The organism is Streptomyces triticisoli, from assembly GCF_003270085.1.
Classification (GTDB): Bacteria; Actinomycetota; Actinomycetes; order Streptomycetales; family Streptomycetaceae; genus Streptomyces; species Streptomyces triticisoli.
The window spans coordinates 74,268-97,420 of sequence record NZ_QFDQ01000020.1 but is presented as its reverse complement, the minus strand read 5'-3'; the positions used below and the strand labels follow the sequence as shown (position 1 = coordinate 97,420).

General features: G+C 71.7%; 15 protein-coding genes, 1 pseudogene and 1 riboswitch. Of the genes and pseudogenes, 11 read left to right on the top strand and 5 right to left on the bottom strand.

The window, feature by feature from the left end:
• Window positions 1–98 precede the first annotated feature (98 nt).
• From DEP02_RS04400 to DEP02_RS04385, 4 genes are all read left to right on the top strand, one after another.
• A complete protein-coding gene (locus DEP02_RS04400) occupies window positions 99–2,738 on the top strand; it encodes an ABC transporter ATP-binding protein (protein WP_112466006.1) in 2,640 nt (879 codons plus the stop codon).
• A gap of 162 nt (window positions 2,739–2,900) precedes the next feature.
• Window positions 2,901–3,788, top strand: coding sequence for a FadR/GntR family transcriptional regulator (locus tag DEP02_RS04395; RefSeq protein ID WP_112465994.1), 888 nt, complete (start codon window positions 2,901–2,903; stop codon window positions 3,786–3,788).
• A 437-nt stretch (window positions 3,789–4,225) separates the two neighbouring features.
• On the top strand, window positions 4,226–5,764 hold the full coding sequence (locus DEP02_RS04390) for an RNA polymerase sigma factor (RefSeq protein WP_112466005.1): 1,539 nt from the start codon (window positions 4,226–4,228) through the stop codon (window positions 5,762–5,764).
• 168 nt (window positions 5,765–5,932) lie between these two features.
• Window positions 5,933–6,796 carry a S1 family peptidase gene (locus tag DEP02_RS04385; protein WP_112465993.1) on the top strand — a complete coding sequence of 288 codons (864 nt, stop codon included), beginning with the start codon at window positions 5,933–5,935 and terminating at the stop codon, window positions 6,794–6,796.
• A 99-nt stretch (window positions 6,797–6,895) separates the two neighbouring features.
• Here DEP02_RS04385 and DEP02_RS04380 read toward each other — a convergent pair whose 3' ends face one another.
• Window positions 6,896–7,126, bottom strand: coding sequence for a DUF7455 domain-containing protein (locus DEP02_RS04380; protein WP_112465992.1), 231 nt, complete (start codon window positions 7,124–7,126; stop codon window positions 6,896–6,898).
• 442 nt (window positions 7,127–7,568) lie between these two features.
• On the opposite strand from DEP02_RS04380, the gene DEP02_RS04375 reads away from it, so the two are divergent.
• The 3 genes from DEP02_RS04375 (at window position 7,569) to DEP02_RS04365 (ending at window position 11,873) form a co-directional block, all read left to right on the top strand.
• Window positions 7,569–9,692 (top strand): DNA gyrase/topoisomerase IV subunit B, encoded by a 2,124-nt coding sequence (locus DEP02_RS04375; protein ID WP_112465991.1) that lies wholly within the window; start codon window positions 7,569–7,571, stop codon window positions 9,690–9,692.
• Window positions 9,693–9,780: 88 nt separating this feature from the next.
• Window positions 9,781–10,284: a DUF485 domain-containing protein gene (locus DEP02_RS04370; RefSeq protein ID WP_112465990.1), complete on the top strand. Its 504-nt coding sequence runs from the start codon at window positions 9,781–9,783 to the stop codon at window positions 10,282–10,284.
• Entirely contained in the window at window positions 10,281–11,873 is a 1,593-nt protein-coding gene (locus DEP02_RS04365) for a monocarboxylic acid transporter (protein ID WP_112465989.1), read from the top strand. The genes DEP02_RS04370 and DEP02_RS04365 overlap by 4 nt, the downstream gene beginning before the upstream one ends.
• A gap of 182 nt (window positions 11,874–12,055) precedes the next feature.
• On the opposite strand, the pseudogene DEP02_RS04360 reads toward DEP02_RS04365, so the two are convergent.
• Together DEP02_RS04360 and DEP02_RS04355 are read right to left on the bottom strand one after the other, a co-directional pair.
• Window positions 12,056–12,553 (bottom strand): annotated as a pseudogene (locus DEP02_RS04360) (histidine kinase); the annotation flags it as partial.
• Window positions 12,554–12,630: 77 nt separating this feature from the next.
• A complete protein-coding gene (locus DEP02_RS04355; RefSeq protein WP_112465988.1) occupies window positions 12,631–13,572 on the bottom strand; it encodes a ferredoxin family protein in 942 nt (313 codons plus the stop codon).
• Between the two features lie 284 nt (window positions 13,573–13,856).
• Here DEP02_RS04355 and DEP02_RS04350 point away from each other — a divergent pair, with 284 nt between their 5' ends.
• Window positions 13,857–15,026, top strand: a complete 1,170-nt coding sequence (locus DEP02_RS04350) for a CobW family GTP-binding protein (protein ID WP_112465987.1) — start codon at window positions 13,857–13,859, stop codon at window positions 15,024–15,026.
• Here the strand turns inward: DEP02_RS04350 and DEP02_RS04345 are convergent.
• Window positions 15,023–17,479 carry a DNA gyrase/topoisomerase IV subunit A gene (locus DEP02_RS04345; RefSeq protein WP_112465986.1) on the bottom strand — a complete coding sequence of 819 codons (2,457 nt, stop codon included), beginning with the start codon at window positions 17,477–17,479 and terminating at the stop codon, window positions 15,023–15,025. The two genes, DEP02_RS04350 and DEP02_RS04345, sit on opposite strands and share 4 nt — an antisense overlap.
• A gap of 1,213 nt (window positions 17,480–18,692) precedes the next feature.
• On the opposite strand from DEP02_RS04345, the gene DEP02_RS04340 reads away from it, so the two are divergent.
• The 3 genes from DEP02_RS04340 (at window position 18,693) to DEP02_RS04330 (ending at window position 22,594) form a co-directional block, all read left to right on the top strand.
• On the top strand, window positions 18,693–20,084 hold the full coding sequence (locus tag DEP02_RS04340; protein ID WP_112466004.1) for a M16 family metallopeptidase: 1,392 nt from the start codon (window positions 18,693–18,695) through the stop codon (window positions 20,082–20,084).
• Entirely contained in the window at window positions 20,081–21,469 is a 1,389-nt protein-coding gene (locus tag DEP02_RS04335; RefSeq protein WP_112465985.1) for a M16 family metallopeptidase, read from the top strand. Before DEP02_RS04340 ends, DEP02_RS04335 begins: the two co-directional genes overlap by 4 nt.
• A gap of 190 nt (window positions 21,470–21,659) precedes the next feature.
• A riboswitch (cyclic di-AMP (ydaO/yuaA leader) is annotated at window positions 21,660–21,823 on the top strand.
• 12 nt (window positions 21,824–21,835) lie between these two features.
• Window positions 21,836–22,594, top strand: a complete 759-nt coding sequence (locus DEP02_RS04330) for a M23 family metallopeptidase (protein ID WP_112465984.1) — start codon at window positions 21,836–21,838, stop codon at window positions 22,592–22,594.
• Between the two features lie 135 nt (window positions 22,595–22,729).
• Here the strand turns inward: DEP02_RS04330 and DEP02_RS04325 are convergent, their stop codons facing one another.
• Complete coding sequence (locus DEP02_RS04325; protein ID WP_112465983.1) at window positions 22,730–23,011, bottom strand: HPr family phosphocarrier protein; 282 nt, start codon at window positions 23,009–23,011, stop codon at window positions 22,730–22,732.
• Window positions 23,012–23,153 lie beyond the last annotated feature (142 nt).

Genomic DNA, 23,153 nt, shown 5'->3' with positions numbered 1-23,153 from the left:
CCCCGGCCCCGGCGAGTCGCCGAGTGCGCCGGGCCGGAGAACCCGGAAGAACGGAGAGATCCTCCGAAAAATGGACATAGCGCGCTATCTTGCTGCGGGTGATCCAGGCCTTCGGATTGACCAGCGATTCCCGTAAGGGCCTTCCGCCCGCCGTCGACGACGTCTCCTTCGAAGCGCACGCGGGCCGCGTCACTGCGCTCCTCGGAACGGCGGGCGCGGGCAAGACGACGGCGCTCAGACTCATGCTCGAGCTCCAACAGGGCCGTGGTATCGCCTACTTCAAGGGCCGCCCTCTGCATCGCATCGCCCATCCCGCGCGCGAGGTCGGCGTCCTCCTCGGTGACGTCCCGGGGCACCCCTCACGCACGGTCCGCGGCCACCTGCGGATGCTGTGCGCCGCTGTGGGGCTTCCCGCCCGGCGTGCCGACGAAGTCCTTGAGGTCGTCGGGCTCGTCAGCCTCCGGGAGGAGCGCCTGGGCACTCTGTCGCGGGGGATGGACCGCCGGCTGGGTCTGGCCTGCGTCCTGCTGTCCGATCCGCACACGCTGGTGCTCGACGAGCCGGCCGGCGGGCTGTCCGCGCGGGAAAGCCGTTGGCTGCACGGCATGCTGCGGGCCCACGCCACCCAGGGCGGTACGGTCCTGTTCACCACGGCCGACCCCAAGGAGGCGGCACGCACCGCCGACCGCGTCGTCACCCTCGAGGGCGGCAGACTCGTCGCCGACCAGGAGGCCGGGGAGTTCGCCCGCAACCGCCTGCGTCCCCGTGTCGCCGTCCGCAGCCCGCACGCCGCCCGGCTCGGGGCCCTGCTGGCCAAGGAGGCCCGCACCGCCCGTCGCTCCGTGGAGGTCGTAAACGAGGGCGGCAACCGTCTGTCGGTCTACGGCAGTACGTGCGCCGACATCGGGGAGGCCGCGTTCCGTCACGGCATCCTTATCCACCAACTCGCGGACGAAGTCGGTGACATGGGCCCTGGCGCCGGGGCGGCGCCCTCGGGTGCGAACCCGGCGGCCGGAGATCCGTGGGCCCGGGCGGAGCCCACGACCACCGGCAGGCGGCAGGTGTCCGCCGCCGTGCCGGCCTTCGAGAAGGGACCGCCGCCGGCCGCTGCTCCTTCGGCGCACGCGGCAGTCGCCGCGCGCAGCGAAGGAGGAGGGGGCACAGAGGGCCCGGAGGGCGTGCCCGTCCCCCCGGTCGCCGACAGCGGTTCCGTCACCACGGACCCGGAACCGGCGCGCGCCGCCGGACTGCCCAGGGATACGCATGTCCCCGCGGGTCCTTCACCGGCATCCGTCATCGCGCACGAGAACAGCGTGCCGCTGGAATCGCGCGCGAAGGTCGGCGCCGCCGCGGCCCACGCAGGGAACAGGGTCCGCGCCGCCGGTCCCGACGGCGGGGCGCCCGCCACCTGCCCGGACGACCCGCACCTGGCCACCGGCCCGCACCTTTCCACCCGTCCCGGCCACCCGGACTCAACGGCCCACTCGGAAGCCCTGGACCTCACCACCGCTTCCAGGTCCCCGGACGCCGCGAACGGCACCCAGGCCCCGTATGTCACCGCCCGCTCCCACGGCCCGAGCCTGACCCTCGTTTCCGGGGGCCTGGACACAACCGGCGGCTCCGAGGCCCGCACCACCCCTTCCGAGGCCCCGGCCGCCACCCCCGAGGCCGCCCCCGCGTCATCGCGATCCGACGACAACCCCGCGCGTGCGCACACCCCGGCGACCGCGCGGCCTCCTCAGCCCCCTGCCTCGCAGCGGGCGGCAGCGGACTCCGCCCAGCCTCCGATCCCACAGCGCGCGGCAGCGCACCCCGGTACCGAACATCTCGGCACCGGGCATCTCGGTACCGAACGTCCCGGTACCGAACATCCTGCCGATACCCAGCCCTCGATCCCGACCCCGCGTCCGGCGGAGGCCGTCGTGCTCGACGCCTCGTCCCCTCTGCCACCCCCCATCTCGGTCCGTCCCGCGCCCGGCCCCCTGCGCCCCCTGCGCTACGAACTGCGCCGTGCCACCGGTATCGGCACGAGCTTCGTCACCTGTGCCGCCGTCCTCGCCGTCTCCGCCCTCACGGCGCTGGTCATGGGGCGCATGGGCCACACCCCGCAGCCGCGACTGATCGCGGCGTGGCCGCAGCAGCTGCCCCTGCCCCCGGCGGCGCTCGGTGCCGGGCTGCTCGGCGCGCTGGCCTCCGGCGACGAGTTCCGCCACCCCGCGCTGGCGGCGGACCGGGGGACCGTCCCCCGGCGGCTCGGACTGCTCGCCGCGAAGCTCGTCGTCGCCACGGCCACCGCGCTGATGCTGGCCTTCCTCACGGTCGGCTGCGACGCCGAGGTGCTCTATGTCGTGTACGGACAGGAGCTCACCCAGGTTCCCGGCGACTGGCTTTCGCTCGGTGCGAGTTGGACGGGCCTCGTGGTCGGCTGCGCCTGGACCGGTGTGCTGGCCGCGGGGCTGTTCCGGTCCACCACGGCCGGGCTCGCGTCCGTAGTGGCCGTACCGGTGCTCGTCGTACCGCTGGTGCAGGCGGTCATGGGCGGGAAGGCGTGGGACGCCACCGGACTTCCCGCGCGGCTGCGCCAGGTGTTCCTGCTGCAGTGGCCCTTCGGAGGCGACCGCTACCTGACCGCCGCGGTTCGCGTGATCGCCCAACCCGTCGGGGGCGCGCTGACGTTGTCCCTCACCGCGTTGCTGTGCGCTTATCTGCTGACGGTCCTGCGGGGCAGGACCCGTTGACCACCCTTTGCGCCTATCCGCTCGCTCTCTGTACGCAATTCCCCGAGAGGGGTCCGTTTCTTTCTGATAAGGCGTCAATTGCGGCGAAGTGAGCGATCACCCTTTCGTGTGCTTTTCACCAAAGACCTCAAGGCAGTTGGAGGCGACGCCGACAAAGGATCCGTGAGTACCCTTGCGCACACCATGATGACCGCCGCCCGCTCCGCAGACTCCGGCCCCGTCGGCCCGGGCGGACTCGACCGTTACCCCTACGCCGAGACACCCGTCCCCGGCCGCGTCGCAAACCCTGCCTGGGAGGGCGCGGACCCGGAGCTGGGGCGCGTGGGCCGCCGCACCGCGGGCAGCCGCGGCCGTGGACTGCACGGCCAACTCGTCCAGCAGCTCGGTCAGATGATCGTCTCCGGGGATCTGGGAGCCGACCGCCCGCTGGTGCCCGAGGAGATCGGCCAGCGCTTCGAGGTCTCCCGCACCGTCGTCCGCGAGTCGCTCCGCGTCCTGGAGGCCAAGGGCCTGGTCAGCGCCCGGCCGAACGTCGGCACGCGCGTGCGCCCGGTCAGCGACTGGAACCTGCTCGATCCGGACATCATCGAGTGGCGGGCCTTCGGGCCGCAGCGCGACGACCAGCGCCGCGAGCTGAGCGAGCTGCGCTGGACGATCGAACCGCTCGCCGCGAGACTCGCCGCCGGGCACGGGCGCGAGGACGTCCAGCAGCGCCTGTGCGACATGGTCGAGATCATGGGGCACGCCCTCGCGCAGGGCGACACGCTCACCTTCTCCCGCGCGGATGCCGAATTCCATACGCTGCTCATCCAGATGGCGGGCAATCGGATGCTGGAGCACCTCTCCGGAATCGTCTCCGCCGCCCTCCAGGTCTCCGGCGGCCCTGTCACGGGCTGCGACCGGCCCACCGAGGCCTCGCTGGCTCAGCACGCGCGGATCGCCGACGCCCTCGCGGCGGGCGACGGCGCGGCGGCGGAGGGAGCCATGCGTCAACTGCTCACGGTGCACCCCGAGGTCGAACGGGTGGTCCCCGCGCCGCGCGAGCACTGACCTGCTCGAGCCCTGGTCCCTGCGTGGGCGGTACGGCCGGGCCCTGCCGTCCTCCGCGGCCTCGTCCGGCCGGTGAACCGCCTCCCGCAGGACCCGGCCGAACCCTCCGCGAACCGGCGGGGTCCGTGCGCGGCCGAGGGGAAATTCGTTGGTCAGACCGCTTCCATGGTGGCCATTGACGCTATGTGCCCATCTCTGACCGTTTTTACACGCTTACGGGGTGTGACTCGGGCCACGTGGATTGGGCGTAACGCTCGTGGGAAGAACGCGATGACCTAATTAGTGGCAGCCGCGGAGGGAATACGGACGTCGTTCACGGCGCTGTGCCTCTTCCCGGCCTCCGCCCGTACCGTCGGCCCATCCCCAGGTCGATGGTCGGCTCCTGTCCACTGTGGACGGGGCCGGAAGCCGCTTTCCAACGTTCCGAGAGGTTGTTCGTGTCGGCCAGCACATCCCGTACGCTCCCGCCGGAGATCGCCGAATCCGCCTCTGTCATGGCGCTCATTGAGCGGGGAAAGGCTGAGGGGCAGATCGCCGGCGACGATGTGCGTCGGGCCTTTGAAGCTGACCAGATTCCGGCCACTCAGTGGAAGAACGTACTGCGCAGCCTCAACCAGGTCCTCGAGGAAGAGGGTGTGACGCTGATGGTCAGTGCCGCGGAGCCCAACAAGCGCACCCGAAAGAGCGTCGCAGCGAAGAGTCCGGCCAAGCGCACCGCCGGCAAGACGGTCGCGGCGAAGGCGGTGACCACCCGGAAGGCCACCGCCACCGCCACCCCGGAGGCCCCCGCCGCCGACACGCCCGTCGAGGGCGAGGCCCCCGTCAAGAAGGCCGCTGCCAAGAAGACGACCGCCACCAAGAAGACGGCGGCGAAGAAGACCGCGGCCAAGAAGACGGCGGCCAAGAAGACCGCGGCCGCCAAGAAGGACGACGCCGAGCTGCTCGAGGACGAGGCACTCGAGGAGACCAAGGGCACGGAGGAGCCCGAGAGCACCGAGAACGCCGGTTTCGTCCTCTCCGACGAGGACGAGGACGACGCCCCCGCCCAGCAGGTCGCCGCGGCCGGCGCCACCGCCGACCCGGTGAAGGACTACCTCAAGCAGATCGGCAAGGTCCCCCTGCTCAACGCCGAGCAGGAGGTCGAGCTGGCCAAGCGGATCGAGGCGGGTCTGTTCGCCGAGGACAAGCTGGCCAACTCCGACAAGCTCGCCCCCAAACTCAAGCGTGAGCTCGAGATCATCGCCGAGGACGGCCGCCGCGCCAAGAACCACCTCCTGGAGGCCAACCTCCGTCTGGTGGTCTCCCTGGCCAAGCGCTACACCGGCCGCGGCATGCTCTTCCTGGACCTGATCCAGGAGGGCAACCTCGGTCTCATCCGCGCGGTGGAGAAATTCGACTACACCAAGGGCTACAAGTTCTCCACGTACGCCACCTGGTGGATCCGTCAGGCGATCACCCGCGCCATGGCCGACCAGGCCCGCACCATCCGTATCCCGGTGCACATGGTCGAGGTCATCAACAAGCTCGCGCGCGTGCAGCGCCAGATGCTCCAGGACCTGGGCCGCGAGCCCACCCCGGAGGAGCTGGCCAAGGAGCTCGACATGACCCCGGAGAAGGTCATCGAGGTCCAGAAGTACGGCCGCGAACCCATCTCGCTGCACACCCCGCTGGGTGAGGACGGCGACAGCGAGTTCGGTGACCTCATCGAGGACTCCGAGGCGGTCGTCCCGGCCGACGCGGTCAGCTTCACACTGCTGCAGGAGCAGCTGCACTCGGTGCTCGACACCCTGTCCGAGCGCGAGGCGGGCGTCGTCTCCATGCGCTTCGGTCTCACCGACGGTCAGCCGAAGACCCTCGACGAGATCGGCAAGGTGTACGGCGTCACGCGCGAGCGGATCCGTCAGATCGAGTCCAAGACCATGTCGAAGCTGCGCCACCCGTCGCGCTCGCAGGTACTGCGCGACTACCTCGACTAGATCGACCAGCTCCGGCCCTGCGGCGCGCAGGTCCGGTACGTACGACACGAAGGGCCCGCTCCCCACCCGGGGAGCGGGCCCTTCGTGCTGCCGGGCCCTTCGTGCTGCGGGGCGCGTCGCTCTGCATGACTCTGGGTGTCCGATGATCGTCCCAGAGTGAGGAGCATCATGCGACGCCGTGTTGCCCGGGCACTGGCCCGGCCGCTGGTCCTGGCGGCCGTGGGAGCCGCGATACCGTTGGCCACCGCCGCTCCCTCCGCCGCCGACAGCGTTGTCATCGGCGGCTTCCCCGTCGATGTGTCGCACAGTCCGTGGGCCGTGGCCCTCGCCAGCCGTGACCGGTTCGGAGGCACGCGGGCGGGGCAGTTCTGCGGTGGCGTGGTGGTCGGCCGGACAGCGGTGCTCACCGCGGCCCACTGTCTGGGCGGAGATGTCGTGGGCGCGCCACCGACGCGGGATCTGAAAGTGATCACCGGGCGTACGGATCTGCTCTCGCGCCAGGGCAAGGAGATCCCGGTGCGCGCCGTCTGGGTCAACCCGCACTATGACGCCGACACCAACGCCGGTGACTTCGCCGTGCTCACCCTCGCCGAGCCGGTGCCCCAGAGCTCCGTCATACCTCTGGCGGGCGCGGGCGACCCGGCGTACGCGCCCGGTACGAGCGCCACGGTCTACGGCTGGGGGGACACCGCCGGCACCGGTGTCTACGCGCACAGTCTGCATGCCGCGCGGGTCCATGTCCTGCCCGACGCGCAGTGCGAACGGGCCTATCCGGGCGGCAGCGAGGACGGCACGTACCTGCCCGGCAGCATGCTGTGTGCGGGGGAGGCCACGGGGGGCCGGGACGCGTGCCAGGGGGACAGCGGGGGCCCGCTGGTCGCGCGGGGGCGGCTGATCGGGCTCGTGTCGTGGGGGAACGGCTGTGGGCGCGCGGAGGGCCCTGGCGTCTACACGCGCGTGTCCGACATCGTACGGACGCTGAGCCAGGTTCTTGGCGTCAAGGCGTCGCGCGGGGCGCCCGACGAGCCCTGACCGGCGTCACCGGCCACGAGGACGGGCGGCCGCTCCTGACAACCAGGGGCGGCCGCCCGTTCGCCGGCCTGTGCCGGAGCTGGCTCGTCGTGCGAGATGTCAGCGCTCTTGGGCGGACGCGCTCGTGCCACCGGGCATCAGGCGCCCCGTCTCGTCCTGTATCTCAGCGGCGATCTTCTTGAGTTCCGGCTCGAACTTGCGACCGTGGTGGGCGCAGAAGAGCAGTTCTCCACCGCTGAGCAGGACAACGCGCAGGTATGCCTGGGCGCCGCAGCGGTCGCAGCGATCGGCGGCCGTCAGCGGGCTCGCGGGGGTCAGAACAGTAGTCACGTCGCCTCTTCTCTAGCTCGACGAGCTGTCGTACCAGGGTCAACATCCAACCAGCCCCAAACGTTCCCGATCGTGGCTTTTCCTCGAAAAATCTTTCCGGGACGGCTGGCTGTTGCCGGTTTGGCGGCGAATGTGCCGTATTGCGTTTCTATGTGTCGTACGGGTTCGCGCTGTCGGTCATGGTCGGTCCTCCCCGGCCGGGTTGCCGGTTGCTCATGAGGACGTGCCCGGAGCCTAAATGGTTCATGCCTCCGAAGGGAACGTGATATGTGCTTCACTCCGTCGAAGCATCGAACACTCATGCGACTCTCTACTACTCTGGGTCCCTGCCGAGGGTTGCGTTGCAAGGGCTCTACCAGGCCTCGGTACCCTCTGAGCGGCGACCCAAGCCGCGCCCTTGTTCACCAGGGCCCCATTTGAAATTCAGCGAGGAGCGAACCGCGTGACCGCCGAGACGTCCGTGCCGTCCACAGCGCTGCTGACAGGAGCAGACCGGGACAGCTCCAACTACACCGCGCGGCACCTGCTCGTCCTCGAGGGCCTCGAAGCCGTGCGCAAGCGCCCGGGCATGTACATCGGCTCCACCGACAGCCGCGGCCTGATGCACTGCCTGTGGGAGATCATCGACAACTCCGTGGACGAAGCCCTCGGAGGCTTCTGCGACCGCATCGAGGTCGTCCTGTACGACGACGGTTCCGTGGAGGTGCGGGACAACGGCCGCGGCATCCCGGTCGACGTCGAGCCCAAGACGGGCATGTCCGGCGTCGAGGTCGTCATGACCAAGCTGCACGCGGGCGGAAAGTTCGGCGGCGGCTCCTACGCCGCCTCCGGTGGTCTGCACGGCGTCGGCGCCTCCGTGGTCAACGCCCTGTCCGCCCGGCTGGACATCGAGGTGGACCGTGGCGGCCACACCCACGCCATCAGCTTCCGGCGCGGCGTGCCCGGCGCGTTCACGGGCAACGGGCCCGACACCAAGTTCGAGGCCAAGGGCGGTCTGCGCAAGGCCAAGAAGATCCCCAAGACGCGCAGCGGCACGCGCGTGCGTTACTGGGCCGACCGCCAGATCTTCCTCAAGGACGCCAAGCTCTCCCTGGAGACCCTGCACCAGCGCGCCCGCCAGACGGCCTTCCTGGTGCCCGGACTGACCATCGTCGTCCGTGACGAGTACGGCCTCGGCGAGGGCGGCAGCAAGGGCGAGGAGTCCTTCCGCTACGACGGCGGCATCAGCGAGTTCTGCGAGTACCTGGCGAGCGACCGGCCCGTCTGCGACGTCCTCCGCTTCACCGGGCACGGCACCTTCAAGGAGACGGTCCCGGTCCTCGACGACCACGGCCAGATGACGCCCACCGAAGTCACCCGCGAGCTCGGCGTGGACGTCGCGATGCGCTGGGGGACCGGCTACGACACCACGCTCCGGTCCTTCGTCAACATCATCGCCACCCCCAAGGGCGGCACCCATGTCGCCGGCTTCGAGCAGGCGGTCACCAAGACCGTGAACGAGGTGCTGCGGGCCAAGAAGATGCTGCGCGTCGCCGAGGACGACGTCGTCAAGGACGACGCCCTGGAAGGCCTCACCGCGGTCGTCACGGTCCGCCTGGCCGAGCCGCAGTTCGAGGGCCAGACCAAGGAGGTCCTCGGCACCTCGGCGGCCCGCCGCATCATGAACAACATCGTCACCAAGGAACTCAAGGCGTTCCTGACGTCCACCAGGCGCGACGCCGCACAGCAGGCGCGCGTGGTGCTGGAGAAGGCCGTCGCCGCCGCCCGTACGCGCATCGCCGCCCGCCAGCACAAGGACGCGCAGCGCCGCAAGACGGCCCTGGAGTCCTCCTCGCTGCCGGCCAAGCTCGCCGACTGCCGCAGCGACGACGTCGACCGCAGCGAACTGTTCATCGTCGAGGGCGACTCCGCGCTCGGTACGGCGAAGCTGGCGCGGAACTCCGAGTTCCAGGCGCTGCTGCCGATCCGCGGCAAGATCCTCAACGTCCAGAAGTCGTCCGTCACGGACATGCTGAAGAACGCCGAGTGCGGCGCGATCATCCAAGTGATAGGAGCCGGATCGGGCCGGACCTTCGACCTGGACGCCGCGCGCTACGGCAAGATCATCATGATGACCGACGCCGACGTGGACGGCTCCCACATCCGCACCCTGCTCCTGACGCTGTTCCACCGCTACATGCGGCCCATGGTCGAGTCGGGCCGGGTGTTCGCCGCGGTGCCGCCGCTGCACCGCATCGAGCTGGTCCAGCCGAAGAGGGGCCAGGACAAGTACGTCTACACCTACTCGGACCGCGAACTGCGCGACAAGCTGCTCGAGTTCCAGAGCAAGAAGATCCGGTACAAGGACTCGATCCAGCGGTACAAGGGTCTCGGTGAGATGGACGCCGACCAGCTGGCCGAGACGACCATGGACCCGCGCCACCGCACCCTGCGCCGGATCAACCTCTCCGACCTCGAGGCCGCCGAGCAGGTCTTCGACCTCCTGATGGGCAACGACGTGGCTCCCCGCAAGGAGTTCATCGCGAGCTCGGCCGCGACACTGGACCGCTCACGCATCGACGCATAGTGACGCCCCCTGTCCCCTGAGTCACCTGATGGGGTGAAGAGCGGGGGAAGGGAAGTCAGGGATCTTCCCGTTCTGTCCATCCTTGGGCATGCAGTCGAGCAACGGCCGTCCCCGCGGGGGCGCGGATGACATGAGGTATCGCGACCCCTGGTACGACGCGCTGGCCGCCGGCTGGGGCGAGGGGGACGGCACGGCGGTCCCCTCCGCACCGGTACCGGCGGCCCGCCGCGAGGGGCGGGCCGGACCGGCCGGCGGCGCGGCGGCCGAGGTGTACCTCGAGGTGCAGCGCAGCGCGGCGTTCCAGGAGGTGCGCAGCCGGTACCGGCGGTTCGTCGTCCCGGCGGTCGCGGTCCTCCTCGTCTGGTACGTGGCGTACGTCGTGACCGCGACGACCGCGCCCGCGCTCATGGCGCGGCCGGTGGCGGGCGCGGTGAACGTGGCGATGCTGGCCGGTCTCGGACAGTTCCTCAGCACCTTCCTCCTGGCCTGGGCCTACGCCCGGCACGCACGGCTGCGCCGGGACCGGGCGGCGCTCGAACTGCGGTGGGACACGCAGGAGCTGACGCGCGGCGTCCGGGGCGGTGCGTCGTGACCGGCGACCACCAGACACTGGCGCTGCTGCTGTTCAGCGCGTTCGTCGCGGTCACTCTGGGAATCACCACCTGGGTGAGCCGCAACCGGCACGGTTCGGCGGAGGAGTTCTACGCGGGCGGGCGGCTGTTCTCGCCCATGGAGAACGGCTTCGCCGTCGCGGGCGACTACGCGTCGGCCGCCTCCTTCCTGGGCGTTCCCGGGCTGATCGCGCTGTTCGGCTACGACGGGGTGCTGTACGTCGTGGGCTTCCTCGTGGCCTGGCTGGTGGTGCTGTTCCTCGTCGCCGAACTGGTGCGCAACTGCGGACGGTTCACGCTCGCCGACGTGGTCGCGGCCCGGATGAGCGAGCGGCCGGTGCGGATCGCGGCGGGAACCTCTTCGGTCACCGTGTCCGTTCTGTACCTGGTGGCGCAGATGGTGGGCGCGGGCAGCCTGGTGGCGCTGCTCCTCGGGCGGACCGGCGGGGGAGCGCAGGCCTGGACCGTCGTCGGCGTCGGCGCGCTGATGGTGATCTATGTGTCGTTGGGAGGGATGCGGGCCACCACCTGGATCCAGATCGTCAAGGCGGTCCTGATGATGGGCGGCACCGTCGTGCTGACCGTGCTCGTCCTGGTCAGGTTCCACGGCGACCTCGACCGGCTGCTGCTCACCGCGGCCGAACGCAGCGGGCACGGGGACGCCTTCCTGGTTCCCGGACTGAAGTACGGCGGGGACCTGACCGCGAGCCTGGACTTCATCAGCCTCGGGCTCGCACTGGTGCTCGGCACGGCCGGGCTGCCGCACATCCTGTCCCGCTTCTACACCGTGCCGACCGCGCGGGCCGCCCGGCGTTCGGCGATCTGGTCCATCGGGCTCATCGGCGGCTTCTACCTGATGGCGATCGTCCTCGGCTTCGGCGCGGCGGCGATCGTCGGACCGGACGCCCTGCGGGAGTCCAACGCGGCCGGGAACACGGCGGTCCCGCTGCTGGCCCTCGACCTGGGCGGCGGCGCGGGCTCCACGGCGGGCACGGTCCTGTTCGCGGTGGTGGCCGCGGTCGCCTTCGCCACGATCCTCGCGGTGGTCGCCGGGATCACGCTCTCCTCCTCGGCGTCGGTGGCCCACGACCTGTACGCCTCCCTGCGGCGCCGCGGTGCCCGGCAGCGCAGTGAGGTCGCCGTGGCGCGCGTCGCCGCGGCCGGCATCGGCGTGCTGGCGATCGCCCTCGGCCTGCTCGCCCGCGACCTCAACGTCGCCTTCCTGGTGGGCCTCGCCTTCGCCGTGGCCGCCTCCGCGAACCTGCCGGTGCTGCTGTACTCGCTGTTCTGGCGCGGTTTCACGACCCGCGGCGCGGTGTGGGCCGTCTACGGCGGACTGATCCCCGCCCTGGTGCTCGTCGTGCTCTCCCCAGTGGTCTCCGGAAGCCCCGACTCCCTCTTCCCGGGCGTCGACTTCCAGCTCTTCCCGCTGCAGAACCCCGGCATCGTCTCCGTCCCGCTCGGATTCCTCGCCGGCTGGCTCGGCACCGTCACCTCCACCGAACTGCCGGACGAGGCCAAGCACGCGGAGACGGAGGTGCGGTCACTGACGGGAGCGGGCGCCGTGTGACGTCGGCCGGCGCCGCACCGTCGTACCACCGCACCGCCGCCCGGACCGGACTACGGCGCCCCCCACGCGTACCGGTGCTCGGGCCGCCCCGTGTCGCCGTGCTTCAGGGACAGGCGCAGACGCCCGGCCTGCTCCAGGCGGCGCGGACAGCGCTGGGCGGTGGAGCGGCTCAGGCCGGTCCGGGCGGCCACCGCGACGGCCGCCCGGACCCCGCCGGCGTAGGCGTGCAGTCCTGGGATCGCGCCGATCAGCTTGGCGCGCACGCTGTTGTAGGCGATGCCGACGAAGACCGCCCCGACGATGCGGTGGCTGTCGCCGTACAGCGGCACCTTGCCATGCGCCGAGCGACCCAGCGTGCCGGTGTCGATCTCCATCACGATGTACTCGGCGCCGGCCACCTTGCGGATCCGTTCCGCCTCCAGCTGCACGGGCCCGTCGGCGCTCGGGGCGGTGTGCTGCGGATCCAGCGCGAGCTGCCGGTTCTCGGCGGTGGTCGCCGCGATGGCGAGCGCGCGGCGCATCGCCTGCTCGTCCAGCTGACGGCCGAGCGGCGCGAGGAACAGCCCGGTCGCGAGCACCGCGACTCCCTCGGCGATCGCCGGCCGCATCAGCAGCACCCGCGAGAACACCCGCCGTGGCAGGCGGAGCCGGCGGCGGCGTGCGGGAGGCGGGAAACTCATGCCCCATGGCGGTACGTCGACAGGCGTGGGCCGCCACAGCGGGTGTGGTACGGATCGCCGGCTGCGCGGCGGTGCCGTCATCCGGTGAGCCGGGTGCCCGCCGGTTCGCGGACGGCGACCACGTCCATGCGCGTCGGCCCGCCCAGTACCGAGGCGCCACAGCTCTCCGGCCGGGGCGGCTGGGCGGCCCCCTGGGCCACGGTCACCTCCCAGCGGCGCCCGTCGGCGTGGGCGACGGTCACCTCCCAGCGGGGCGCGGCGCCGTCGGTGCGTACGACGCTCAGCGCGTCCGCGCGGTACTCGCCCGCCGCCTGCCGCACGGCCAGCTCCGCGGCCTGCTCGTGCCGCTCCCAGGCCGTACGGCCCCGGCAGCCCTCGAGGACCACCCGGCCCTCCCGCACGCCGTGCAGGACCTCCTTGACGGTGTGCGCCTCGGCCCGCCCGTACGCGTAGCCGTACGGCAGCACGAGGAGCGTCGGCGAGAAGCGGTGGCCGCCCAGGTGCGTGACCTCCCAGACCTCCTGGACCCCGGAGGAGGTCAGCTCGGCCGCGAGGGGACGGCCGAGGAGGGCGCAGCACCGGTCGCGCTTGCCGTTGGTGCACACCAGTGTGAGCGGATCACCTGTGTGGGGCGCGCCCTGCAGTGCCGCGTCGAAGGTGTGGTGGTCACCCCTGCCCAGTGCGGCGAAGTCGAGGTCCAGCAGCTGTTCGGGGTCGGCGGTCATGGCGCTGTGCAGCCATACGTTCCCCGGAACGGTGTGGGCCGCGTACACACGCCGCAGGGACGACGTGCCGCGGTCCGGGTGGCGGCCCGGGCGGCGGATGAGCGCGATACGGACGCCGGTGCCCTGCGCGGCCCGCTCCAACGCACGGCCGGCAGCGGGGTCCAGGTGGCTCGAAGTGAGCGCCTTGGCACCCCATGGGCCGGGTTGTTCCAGCAGCAGCCACGTCGTCGCCACGGGCGCGGTGGCGGCCAGCGGCTCGTCGGACTGCCGGGAAAGGGTTGAGCACGTACTCACGCAGGTAAGCCTAACCTGACCGGATGCGAAGCGGCTTTCGGCCGTGTGAGTGACCCGCTCCGGGCGCCGCCGCGGGACAGGCGTCGGCAGGTGGCTCGTATCCTTGATCGGCATTCCACCTTCGTGCGTGCACCGCGGTCGTGAGCCGGTGCACGCGTCGGCGTGAGAGAGGTCGCACGGTGAGTCAGCCGAGCCGGGACTCCAGTCCGAGCCGGAACCCGAGCCCAAGCCCGCAGCCAAGTCCGGGTCCGGGTCCGGGTCCGCAGCCAAGTCCGAGTCCGGCCGTGCCGCAGATCCCGGTCGTCGTGCTCGCCGGATTCCTCGGCTCCGGGAAGACCACGCTGCTCAACCACCTCCTCCACCACAGCGGCGGAAGCCGTATCGGCGCGATCGTCAACGACTTCGGCGCCATCGAGATCGACGCCATGGCGGTCGCGGGAGCGCTCGGGGACTCCACCGTCTCCCTCGGCAACGGGTGCCTGTGCTGCGCGGTCGACGTGAGCGAGCTCGACGTGTACCTGGACCGGCTCACGAGCCCCGCCGCCGGTATCGACGTCGTCGTCATCGAGGCCAGCGGACTCGCCGAACCCCAGGAGCTCGTCCGCATGGTGCTGGCCAGTGACAACCCCAGGGTCGTCTACGGCGGGCTCGTCGAGGTCGTCGACGCCGCCGAGTTCGACGCCACCCGCGCGCTCCACCCGGAACTCGACCGGCATCTCGCGCTCGCCGACCTCGTCGTCGTCAACAAGGCGGACCGGGCCGCCGACGTGGAAAAGGTGCTCGACCTCGTGGCGTCCCTCGTCGACGGGGCCGCCGTCGTCCCGGCCTCCCACGGCCGTGTCGACCCCGAGTTCCTCTTCGACTGCAGGCCCGGCGAGGAGCGCATCGGGCAGTTGTCCTTCGACGATCTGCACGAGGGCAGCGACGACAGCGGCCACGCCGGGCACCTGCACACCGGCTACGACAGCGGCCACGCCGGGCACCTGCACACCGGCTACGACAGCGGCCACGCCGGGCACCTGCACACCGGCTACGACAGCGGCCACGCCGGGCACCTGCACACCGGCTACGACAGCCTCTCCTTCGCCGCCGACGTGCCGCTCGGCCCCCGCCGGCTGATGCGGTTCCTCGACAGCCGCCCCGACGGGCTCTACCGGATCAAGGGGTACGTCGACTTCGGCCCCCACGACCCCCGCAACCGCTACGCCGTGCACGCCGTGGGCCGCTTCCTGCGCTTCTATCCCGAACCCTGGCCGGCCGGCGAACCCCGCCTCACCCAGCTGGTGCTCATCGGCTCCGGCATCGACACGGGCGCCCTCGGCAAGGAGCTGGAGGCGTGCAAGGACGACGCCCCGCACGCCGACGAGCACGGCATGTGGGGCGTCCTCCGCTACGTACGAGGCTCCGAGGAACCGGATCCCGGGGATCCGGACCTGCAGGAGCCCCCGGTCTAGGCCGGCCCCGCCACCACCGCCAACGTCTTCGGCAGCGACCCGCCCGAGCCGTCGCGGCGCGGGTCGGCCTCCGGGAGTTCGGCCGGGCTGCCGTTCTTCTGCGCGGCCCGGGCCGGCGTGGGGCCGGCCCAGGCGAAGGCCAGGCAGTCCTCGCCCTTCAGGAACCGCTGGCAGCGGACACCGCCGGTCGCCCGGCCCTTGCGCGGGAACTGGTCGAACGGGGTGACCTTGCCCGTCGTCTGCACGGAGTCGTCCAGCGTCCCGCGCGAGCCGGCGACGGTGACGACGACCGCGTCCGCGGCCGGATCGATGGCCGTGAACGAGATGACCTTGGCGCCCTCGGCGAGCTTGATGCCGGCCATGCCGCCGGCCGGGCGGCCCTGCGGGCGGACCTGGGAGGCCTGGTAACGCAGGAGCTGGGCGTCGTCCGTGATGAAGACCAGGTCCTCCTCACCGGTGCGCAGCTCCACCGCGCCGACGATCCGGTCGCCCTCCTTGAGGGTGATGACCTCCAACTCCTCCCTGCTCGAGGGGTAGTCGGGGACCACACGCTTGACGACACCCTGTTCGGTGCCGAGGGCCAGGCCCGGCGACGACTCGTCCAGCGTGGTCAGGCAGACCACGCTCTCGTCTTCCTCCAGGGTGACGAACTCCGCCAGGGGTGCGCCGCCGGAGAGGTGCGCCGCCGAGGCCGTCTCCGGCAGCTGGGGCAGGTCGATGACGTTCACCCGGAGCAGGCGGCCGGCGGACGTCACCACGCCCACCTCGCCGCGGGCGGTCGCCGGAACCGCCGAGACGATCAGGTCGTGCTTGTGCCGCTTGCCGTCCGTGCCCTGCGGGAACGGATCGCTGTTCGCCGTACGGGCCAGCAGACCCGCCGAGGACAGCAGTACGCGGCACGGGTCGTCCGCCACCTGCAGCGGCACCGCGGCGGCCGGGGCGGCGCCCGCCTCCAGCAGCATCGTGCGCCGCGGAGTGCCGAACTTCTTGGCGACCGCGGCCAGTTCGGCCGACACCAGCTTGCGCAGCTCCGCGTCCGACTCCAGGATCCGGGTCAGCTCCTCGATCTCCGCGACGAGCTTGTCCTTCTCCGCCTCCAGCTCGATGCGGTCGAACTTGGTCAGACGGCGCAGCGGCGTGTCGAGGATGTACTGCGTCTGCACCTCGCTCAGCGAGAAGTGCTCCATCAGGCGCTCCTTGGCCTGCGCGGAGTTCTCGCTGGAGCGGATCAGACGGATGACCTCGTCGATGTCCATCAGCGCGGTGAGCAGGCCCTCGACCAGGTGCAGCCGGTCGCGCCGCTTGCCGCGCCGGTACTCGCTGCGGCGCCGTACGACGTCGAAGCGGTGGTCGAGGTAGACCTCCAGGAGCTCCTTGAGGCCCAGGGTGAGGGGCTGGCCGTCGACGAGCGCGACGTTGTTGATGCCGAAGGACTCCTCCATCGGCGTCAGCTTGTAGAGCTGCTCCAGGACGGCCTCCGGCACGAAGCCGTTCTTGATCTCGATGACCAGGCGCAGGCCGTGCTCGCGGTCGGTGAGGTCCTTGACGTCGGCGATGCCCTGGACCTTCTTCGAGCCGACCAGGTCCTTGATCTTGGCGATCACCTTCTCCGGGCCCACGGCGAAGGGCAGTTCAGTGATGATCAGCCCCTTGCGGCGGGCCGTCACCGTCTCCACCGAGACCGTCGCGCGGATCTTGAAGGTGCCGCGGCCCGTCTCGTAGGCGTCCCTGACCCCGGACAGGCCGACGATCCGGCCGCCGGTGGGCAGGTCCGGGCCCGGGACGTGCTTCATCAGGGCGTCCAGGTCCGCGTTCGGGTAACGGATCAGGTGGCGGGCGGCCGCGATGACCTCGTTGAGGTTGTGCGGAGGCATGTTCGTGGCCATGCCGACGGCGATGCCCGAGGAGCCGTTGACGAGCAGGTTCGGGAAGGCGGCGGGCAGGGCGACCGGTTCCTGTTCCTGGCCGTCGTAGTTGGGGGCGAAGTCGACGGTGTCCTCGTCGATGGACTCCGTCATCAGGGACGTCGCCGCCGCCATACGGCACTCGGTGTACCGCATGGCCGCCGGCGGGTCGTCGTTGCCCAGCGAACCGAAGTTGCCGTGGCCGTCGACCAGGGGAACGCGCATGGAGAAGGGCTGCGCCATGCGCACGAGGGCGTCGTAGATCGACGCGTCGCCGTGCGGGTGCAACTTGCCCATGACCTCGCCGACGACGCGGGCGCACTTCACGTACCCGCGCTCAGGCCGCAGGCCCATCTCGTTCATCTGGTAGACGATGCGGCGGTGCACCGGCTTGAGACCGTCCCGGGCGTCCGGCAGGGCGCGGGAGTAGATGACCGAGTACGCGTATTCGAGGAAGGAGCCCTGCATTTCATCGACGACGTCGATGTCGAGGATCTTCTCCTCGTACGAGTCGTCGGGCGGCGGGGTCTTCGTGCTGCGGCGGGCCATCGCTGCCGGCTCCTTGCTGAAGCGTGACGGGATCTGACGCGGACCATTGTGGACCGCCCGACTGACAACCCGGACCAGCCCCCGCCCCACCGGCTCCGCCGCACCGGCCTCTGCCCCACCGTATGGGAGCCGCCGGCCTCGCGTCCGAAGTCACCGTCACCACCACGATTCCGGGCGCGGGCCGCCCTCGTACCCCGAGATGCTCCCGCCGCGCGTTGCCCGTCCCACGCGCACGCGTGCCCCGCGGACCCGCGGAATTTCCGCGGGTCCGGTGCAGTGCCCGCCCGGCCGGAAGCGCGTGCCTCGCGCACGCGTGGAATTCCGTCCAACGCCTGGCCCTACGCCCCGGACGGCACCGTGTGCCTCGCGCGCGTGGAATTCCGCCAGTGGAGCGCGGACTCCGCCGGACTGGGGACGTGTGCCTCGCGCACGCGTGGAATTTCCGAACCCGACTCCGAGCCGCGCCTCGGCCTCGTGCCAGTGCCCTGCACACGCGCGGCATTCCGGCCGCGGCGCCCGCCGGGCCCGGGGAGCCGGCGGCACCTCCTGGCCCGGCGATCCCGCCCGACGCTGCCGCCGCCTGCGCGGTGCAGCCGCTTCAGCGGCATGGCCCGCTCCTGTGGGGCGACCGCAGCGGCTCAGCAGTGACGTCCGATGCCCCGGCCCCCGAGGCCGGTTCCGCGCCCGGGCGCCTTGGCCGGGCCCACGGAGTCCCGGAACGGCCGGCCCGTCCTCCGCGCGCGCGTCGCCCCCAGAGGATGGCCATCCCCACGCCGACGATCGCGGCCCCTCTCCCGCGCGCGTGCCGCCCCGCCCGAACCCGCAAAGACCGACCGGTGCCACGCCCGCGCCACGCACGCGTGCCCGTGCCCGCGCACTCTCGCCGCAGCCGCTTCCCGGCCTGCCCCGCGCCACGCACGCGTGCCTGCGCCGCGGGCGTGGGACGCCGTGGCGGGTTGTCCACGTCCATCGCCACTGTTTCGTGCCCGCGCCGCGGGTGTGGGGCGCCGGCCTCGACTGCCCCACCGCGCCCCGGAGGCGTCCTGCGCTCGGGGCGCGTCCGACGGCTCGCTCGCCCCGCTTCCGATCTCGCTCTCGGCGTACGACCTCCGGGAACTTCGCCAGGGGTCCGCACGCTTGCATACAGTGGCAGGACTGGCAGGAAACGGGCGGTTCGCACACCGCCATCGCGATCGAAGGGATGTACATGCCCATGGGTCACACGGCCACAGCCGAGGCAGGCTCCGGCGGCCTGACAGCGACCGAGCACCGCCTGGCCAACGGCCTGCGCGTGGTGCTCTCCGAGGACCGCCTGACCCCGGTCGCGGCGGTGTGCCTCTGGTACGACGTCGGCTCGCGCCACGAGGTCAAGGGACGCACCGGCCTGGCTCACCTTTTCGAGCACCTGATGTTCCAGGGCTCCGCCCAGGTCAAGGGCAACGGTCACTTCGAGCTGGTGCAGGGCGCGGGCGGCTCGCTCAACGGCACCACCAGCTTCGAGCGCACCAACTACTTCGAGACCATGCCCGCCCACCAGCTGGAGCTCGCCCTCTGGCTGGAGGCCGACCGCATGGGCTCCCTGCTCGCCGCGCTGGACGACGAGTCCATGGAGAACCAGCGGGACGTCGTCAAGAACGAGCGCCGCCAGCGCTACGACAACGTCCCCTACGGCACCGCCTTCGAGAGGCTGACCGCCCTCGCCTACCCGGAGGGCCACCCGTACCACCACACGCCGATCGGTTCCATGGCGGACCTCGACGCGGCCACCCTGGAGGACGCCCGGCAGTTCTTCCGGACGTACTACGCGCCCAACAACGCCGTCCTGTCGGTCGTCGGCGACATCGACCCGCAGCAGACGCTCGCCTGGATCGAGAAGTACTTCGGCTCCATCCCGTCCCACGACGGCAAGCCCCAGCCCCGCGACGGCTCCCTGCCCGAGACCATCGGCGAGCAGATGCGCGAGGTCGTCGAGGAGGAGGTCCCGGCCCGTGCCCTGATGGCCGCCTACCGGCTCCCGCACGACGGCACGCGCGCGTGCGACGCGGCCGACCTGGCGCTGACCATCCTCGGCGGCGGCGAGTCCTCCCGCCTGTACAACCGGCTGGTGCGCCGCGACCGTACCGCCGTCGCCGCCGGCTTCGGCCTGCTGCGGCTGGCCGGCGCGCCCTCCCTGGGCTGGCTGGACGTGAAGGCCTCCGGCGACGTCGAGATCCCCGTCATCGAGTCGGCCATCGACGAGGAGCTCTCCCGGTTCGCGGAGGAGGGACCGACGGCCGAGGAGATGGAGCGCGCCCAGGCCCAGTTGGAGCGCGAGTGGCTGGACCGGCTCGGCACGGTCGCGGGCCGCGCCGACGAACTGTGCCGGTACGCCGTCCTGTTCGGCGACCCGCAGCTCGCCCTGACCGCCGTCAAGCGCGTCCTGGAGGTGACCCCGCAGGAGGTCCAGGAGGCCGCCAGGGCCCGCCTGCGGCCCGACAACCGCGCGGTGCTCGTCTACGAGCCGACCGCCGCCGACACGGCCGAGGCAGTCGAAGCAGCCGAAGCCGCCGACGCCCAGGACGCGGACGCCGCGGCCACCGACGACACCGAGGAGGCGGCGAAGTGACCGAGCTCGCCACGATGGAGTTCCACCCCCGGCCCCAGGCGGGCGAGGCCAGGCCGTGGGCGTTCCCGGCACCCGAGCGCGGAACGCTGGACAACGGCCTGACGGTGCTGCGCTGCCACCGCCCCGGCCAGCAGGTCGTCGCCGTCGAGGTGCTGCTGGACGCGCCCCTGGACGCCGAGCCGGACGGCCTGGACGGCGTCGCCACGATCATGGCCCGGGCCTTCTCCGAGGGCACCGACAAGCACTCCGCCGAGGAGTTCGCCGCCGAGCTGGAGCGCGCGGGCGCCACCCTCGACATGCACGCCGACCACCCCGGCGTACGGCTCGTCCTGGAGGTCCCGGCCTCCCGCCTGGCCAAGGGGCTCGGCCTGCTGGCCGACGCCCTCAGGGCACCCGCCTTCGCCGACTCCGAGGTCGAGCGGCTGGTGCGCAACCGGCTCGACGAGATCCCGCACGAGCAGGCCAACCCCGCCCGCCGTGCCGCCAAGGAGCTCTCCAAGGAGCTGTTCCCGGCCACCGCGCGCATGTCGCGCCCGCGCCAGGGCACCGAGGAGACGGTCGGCGCCATCGACTCGGCGGCCGTCCGCTCCTTCTACGACCGGTACGTACGTCCCGCCACGGCCACCGTCGTGGTCGTCGGCGACCTCACCGGCATCGACCTGGACGAGCTGCTGGGCGAGACCCTGGGCGCCTGGACGGGGGCGCCCGCCAAGCCGCGGCCCGTGCCGCCGGTGACCGCCGACGACACCGGGCGCGTGGTCATCGTCAACCGGCCCGGCGCCGTCCAGACACAGCTGCTCATCGGTCGTGTCGGCCCCGACCGGCACGACCGTGTGTGGCCCGCCCAGGTGCTCGGCACGTACTGCCTCGGCGGCACCCTCACCTCCCGCCTGGACCGTGTCCTGCGCGAGGAGAAGGGCTACACCTACGGTGTGCGGGCGTTCGGCCAGGTGCTGCGTTCCGCCCCCGACGGCTCGGGCGCCGCGATGCTCGCCATCAGCGGCTCGGTCGACACGCCGAACACCGGCCCGGCCCTGCGGGACCTCTTCACGGTGCTGCGCAAGCTCGCCGCCGAGGGCCTGACCGACACCGAGCGGGACGTCGCCGTGCAGAACCTCGTCGGCGTGGCGCCGCTGAAGTACGAGACGGCGGCCGCCGTGGCGAACACGCTGGCCGACCAGGTCGAGCAGCACCTGCCCGACGACTACCAGGCGACGCTGTACCAGCAGCTCGCCGCCACCGGCACGGTGGAGGCCACCGCGGCCGTCGTCAACGCCTTCCCGGTGGACCGGCTGGTGACCGTCCTCGTCGGTGACGCCGCGCAGATCAAGGAGCCCGTCGAGGCTCTCGGCATCGGCCGCGTCACCGTCGTGGCGGCCGAGTAGCGGCACGCGTGCGTGGGGCCCTGGTGACCGAAGCGTCACCAGGGCCCCACGGTGTCTGAATTGAGGCGAAGTCTTCCTCTCTGCCCTGTGGTCTGCGCTACAAAACCTCTGTTCCGTTTGGGAATCAAAAGCACCCCCGTCTAGCGTCGGTCCGGCTGTTCGTCGGGCAGTGCGCCGCACCCGCGGCACCGGGCAGCCATCGCCGAGTCCCCGTACGGCGCGAGCCAGGGGAGCCGGGGACCCACGCAGTCCCTGAGGTGAATCGGACGCCCGCGCGTGTCGCGAGGGTGTCCGTAGGAGACCTTCCTGCTCCGAACCTGTCAGCTAACCCGGTAGGCGACAGGGAAGGAAAGGACCAGCGTCTACATGGCGTTCACTCGCGCCACCGGGAAGCACCGCCGGCCCAGCCGGATGCACCGCACCACCGCCCGCGCGGCGGGCGTCGCGGCCCTCACCACCACCGGCGTCGTCGGCACTCTCGCCGCCTCCCCGGCCCTCGCCGCCGAGGCTCCCGCTCCCGAGGACACCGGCCTGACCCCGGTCGTCACCATCGGCGACAGCATCGCCGAGAAGATCGGCGCCCAGGCCGCCGCCCAGAAGCAGGCCGCCGAACAGAAGCTGGCCGAGGCGGCCGCCCGCAAGAAGGCCGCGGAGCAGGCGGAGAAGGAGCGCGAGGCCGAGGCGCGCGCCGCCCGTGAGGCCGAGCGCAGGCGTCTGAACACCTTCGTGTCGCCGATCTCCGGCTCCTACGTCTCCACCGGCTACCGGAGCGGTGGCTCCCTGTGGTCCTCCGGTTCCCACACCGGCATCGACTTCCACGCCGCGAGCGGCGCCGCCGTCCACGCGGTCGGCGTCGGCACCGTCGTCCAGGCCGGCTGGGGCGGGGCGTACGGCAACCAGGTCGTGATCAGGATGGCCGACGGCATGTACACCCAGTACGGCCACCTGTCGTCCATCGCGGTCTCGGTGGGCCAGACGGTCGTCCCCGGCCAGCGGATCGGCCTGTCCGGCGCGACCGGCAACGTCACCGGAGCGCACCTGCACTTCGAGGCCCGTACGGCCCCGGACTACGGCTCCGACGTCGACCCCGTGGCCTACCTCCGCGGGCACGGCGTGAACATCTGACACACCGCGCCCGGAAAACGGAGAAGCCGTGCCGTCCGGAGAGGACGGCACGGCTTCGGCGCCTGATCAGCCCGATCAGCCGGACCGGAAGAATCAGCCGGATCAGTCGGCCGTCCTGCCCCGTCCTGCCGACGGTCAGACCGTCTCGGGAAGCTCCTCGAGCCCCTCGGACACCAGCTTGGCCAGCCGGTCCAGCGCGGTGTCCGCGCCCTCGGCGTCGGAGGCCAGGACGACCTCCTCGCCCCCCTGGGCGCCGAGGCCGAGCACGGCCAGCATGGAGGCCGCGTTGACGGGGGTGCCGTCGGCCTTGGCGATCGTCACGGGGATGCCTGCGGCCGTGGCGGCCCGGACGAAGATGGAGGCGGGGCGGGCGTGGAGGCCCTCGGCCCAGCCGACGTTGACGCGGCGCTCAGCCATGTGATGCTGCCCTTCAGGTGATCAGGGTTGTCTAGACCAGTTTCCCACACGTGAAGCGTCCCGGGGCGGGTCGTCGTTCCGCTCCGGGACGCGTCGGACCGCGGCCTCGGTCCGACGTGTGTCCTCCACAGACTGCCTCCCC

Bases quoted from the DNA above. Each gene is read 5' to 3' on its own strand.
- DEP02_RS04325 (WP_112465983.1), bottom strand. From the start codon at position 23,011: ATGGCTGAGCGCCGCGTCAACGTCGGCTGGGCCGAGGGCCTCCACGCC.
- DEP02_RS04345 (WP_112465986.1), bottom strand. From the start codon at position 17,479: ATGGCCCGCCGCAGCACGAAGACCCCGCCGCCCGACGACTCGTACGAG.
- DEP02_RS04340 (WP_112466004.1), top strand. From the start codon at position 18,693: ATGGGTCACACGGCCACAGCCGAGGCAGGCTCCGGCGGCCTGACAGCG.
- DEP02_RS04385 (WP_112465993.1), top strand. From the start codon at position 5,933: ATGCGACGCCGTGTTGCCCGGGCACTGGCCCGGCCGCTGGTCCTGGCG.
- DEP02_RS04370 (WP_112465990.1), top strand. From the start codon at position 9,781: ATGCAGTCGAGCAACGGCCGTCCCCGCGGGGGCGCGGATGACATGAGG.
- DEP02_RS04330 (WP_112465984.1), top strand. From the start codon at position 21,836: ATGGCGTTCACTCGCGCCACCGGGAAGCACCGCCGGCCCAGCCGGATG.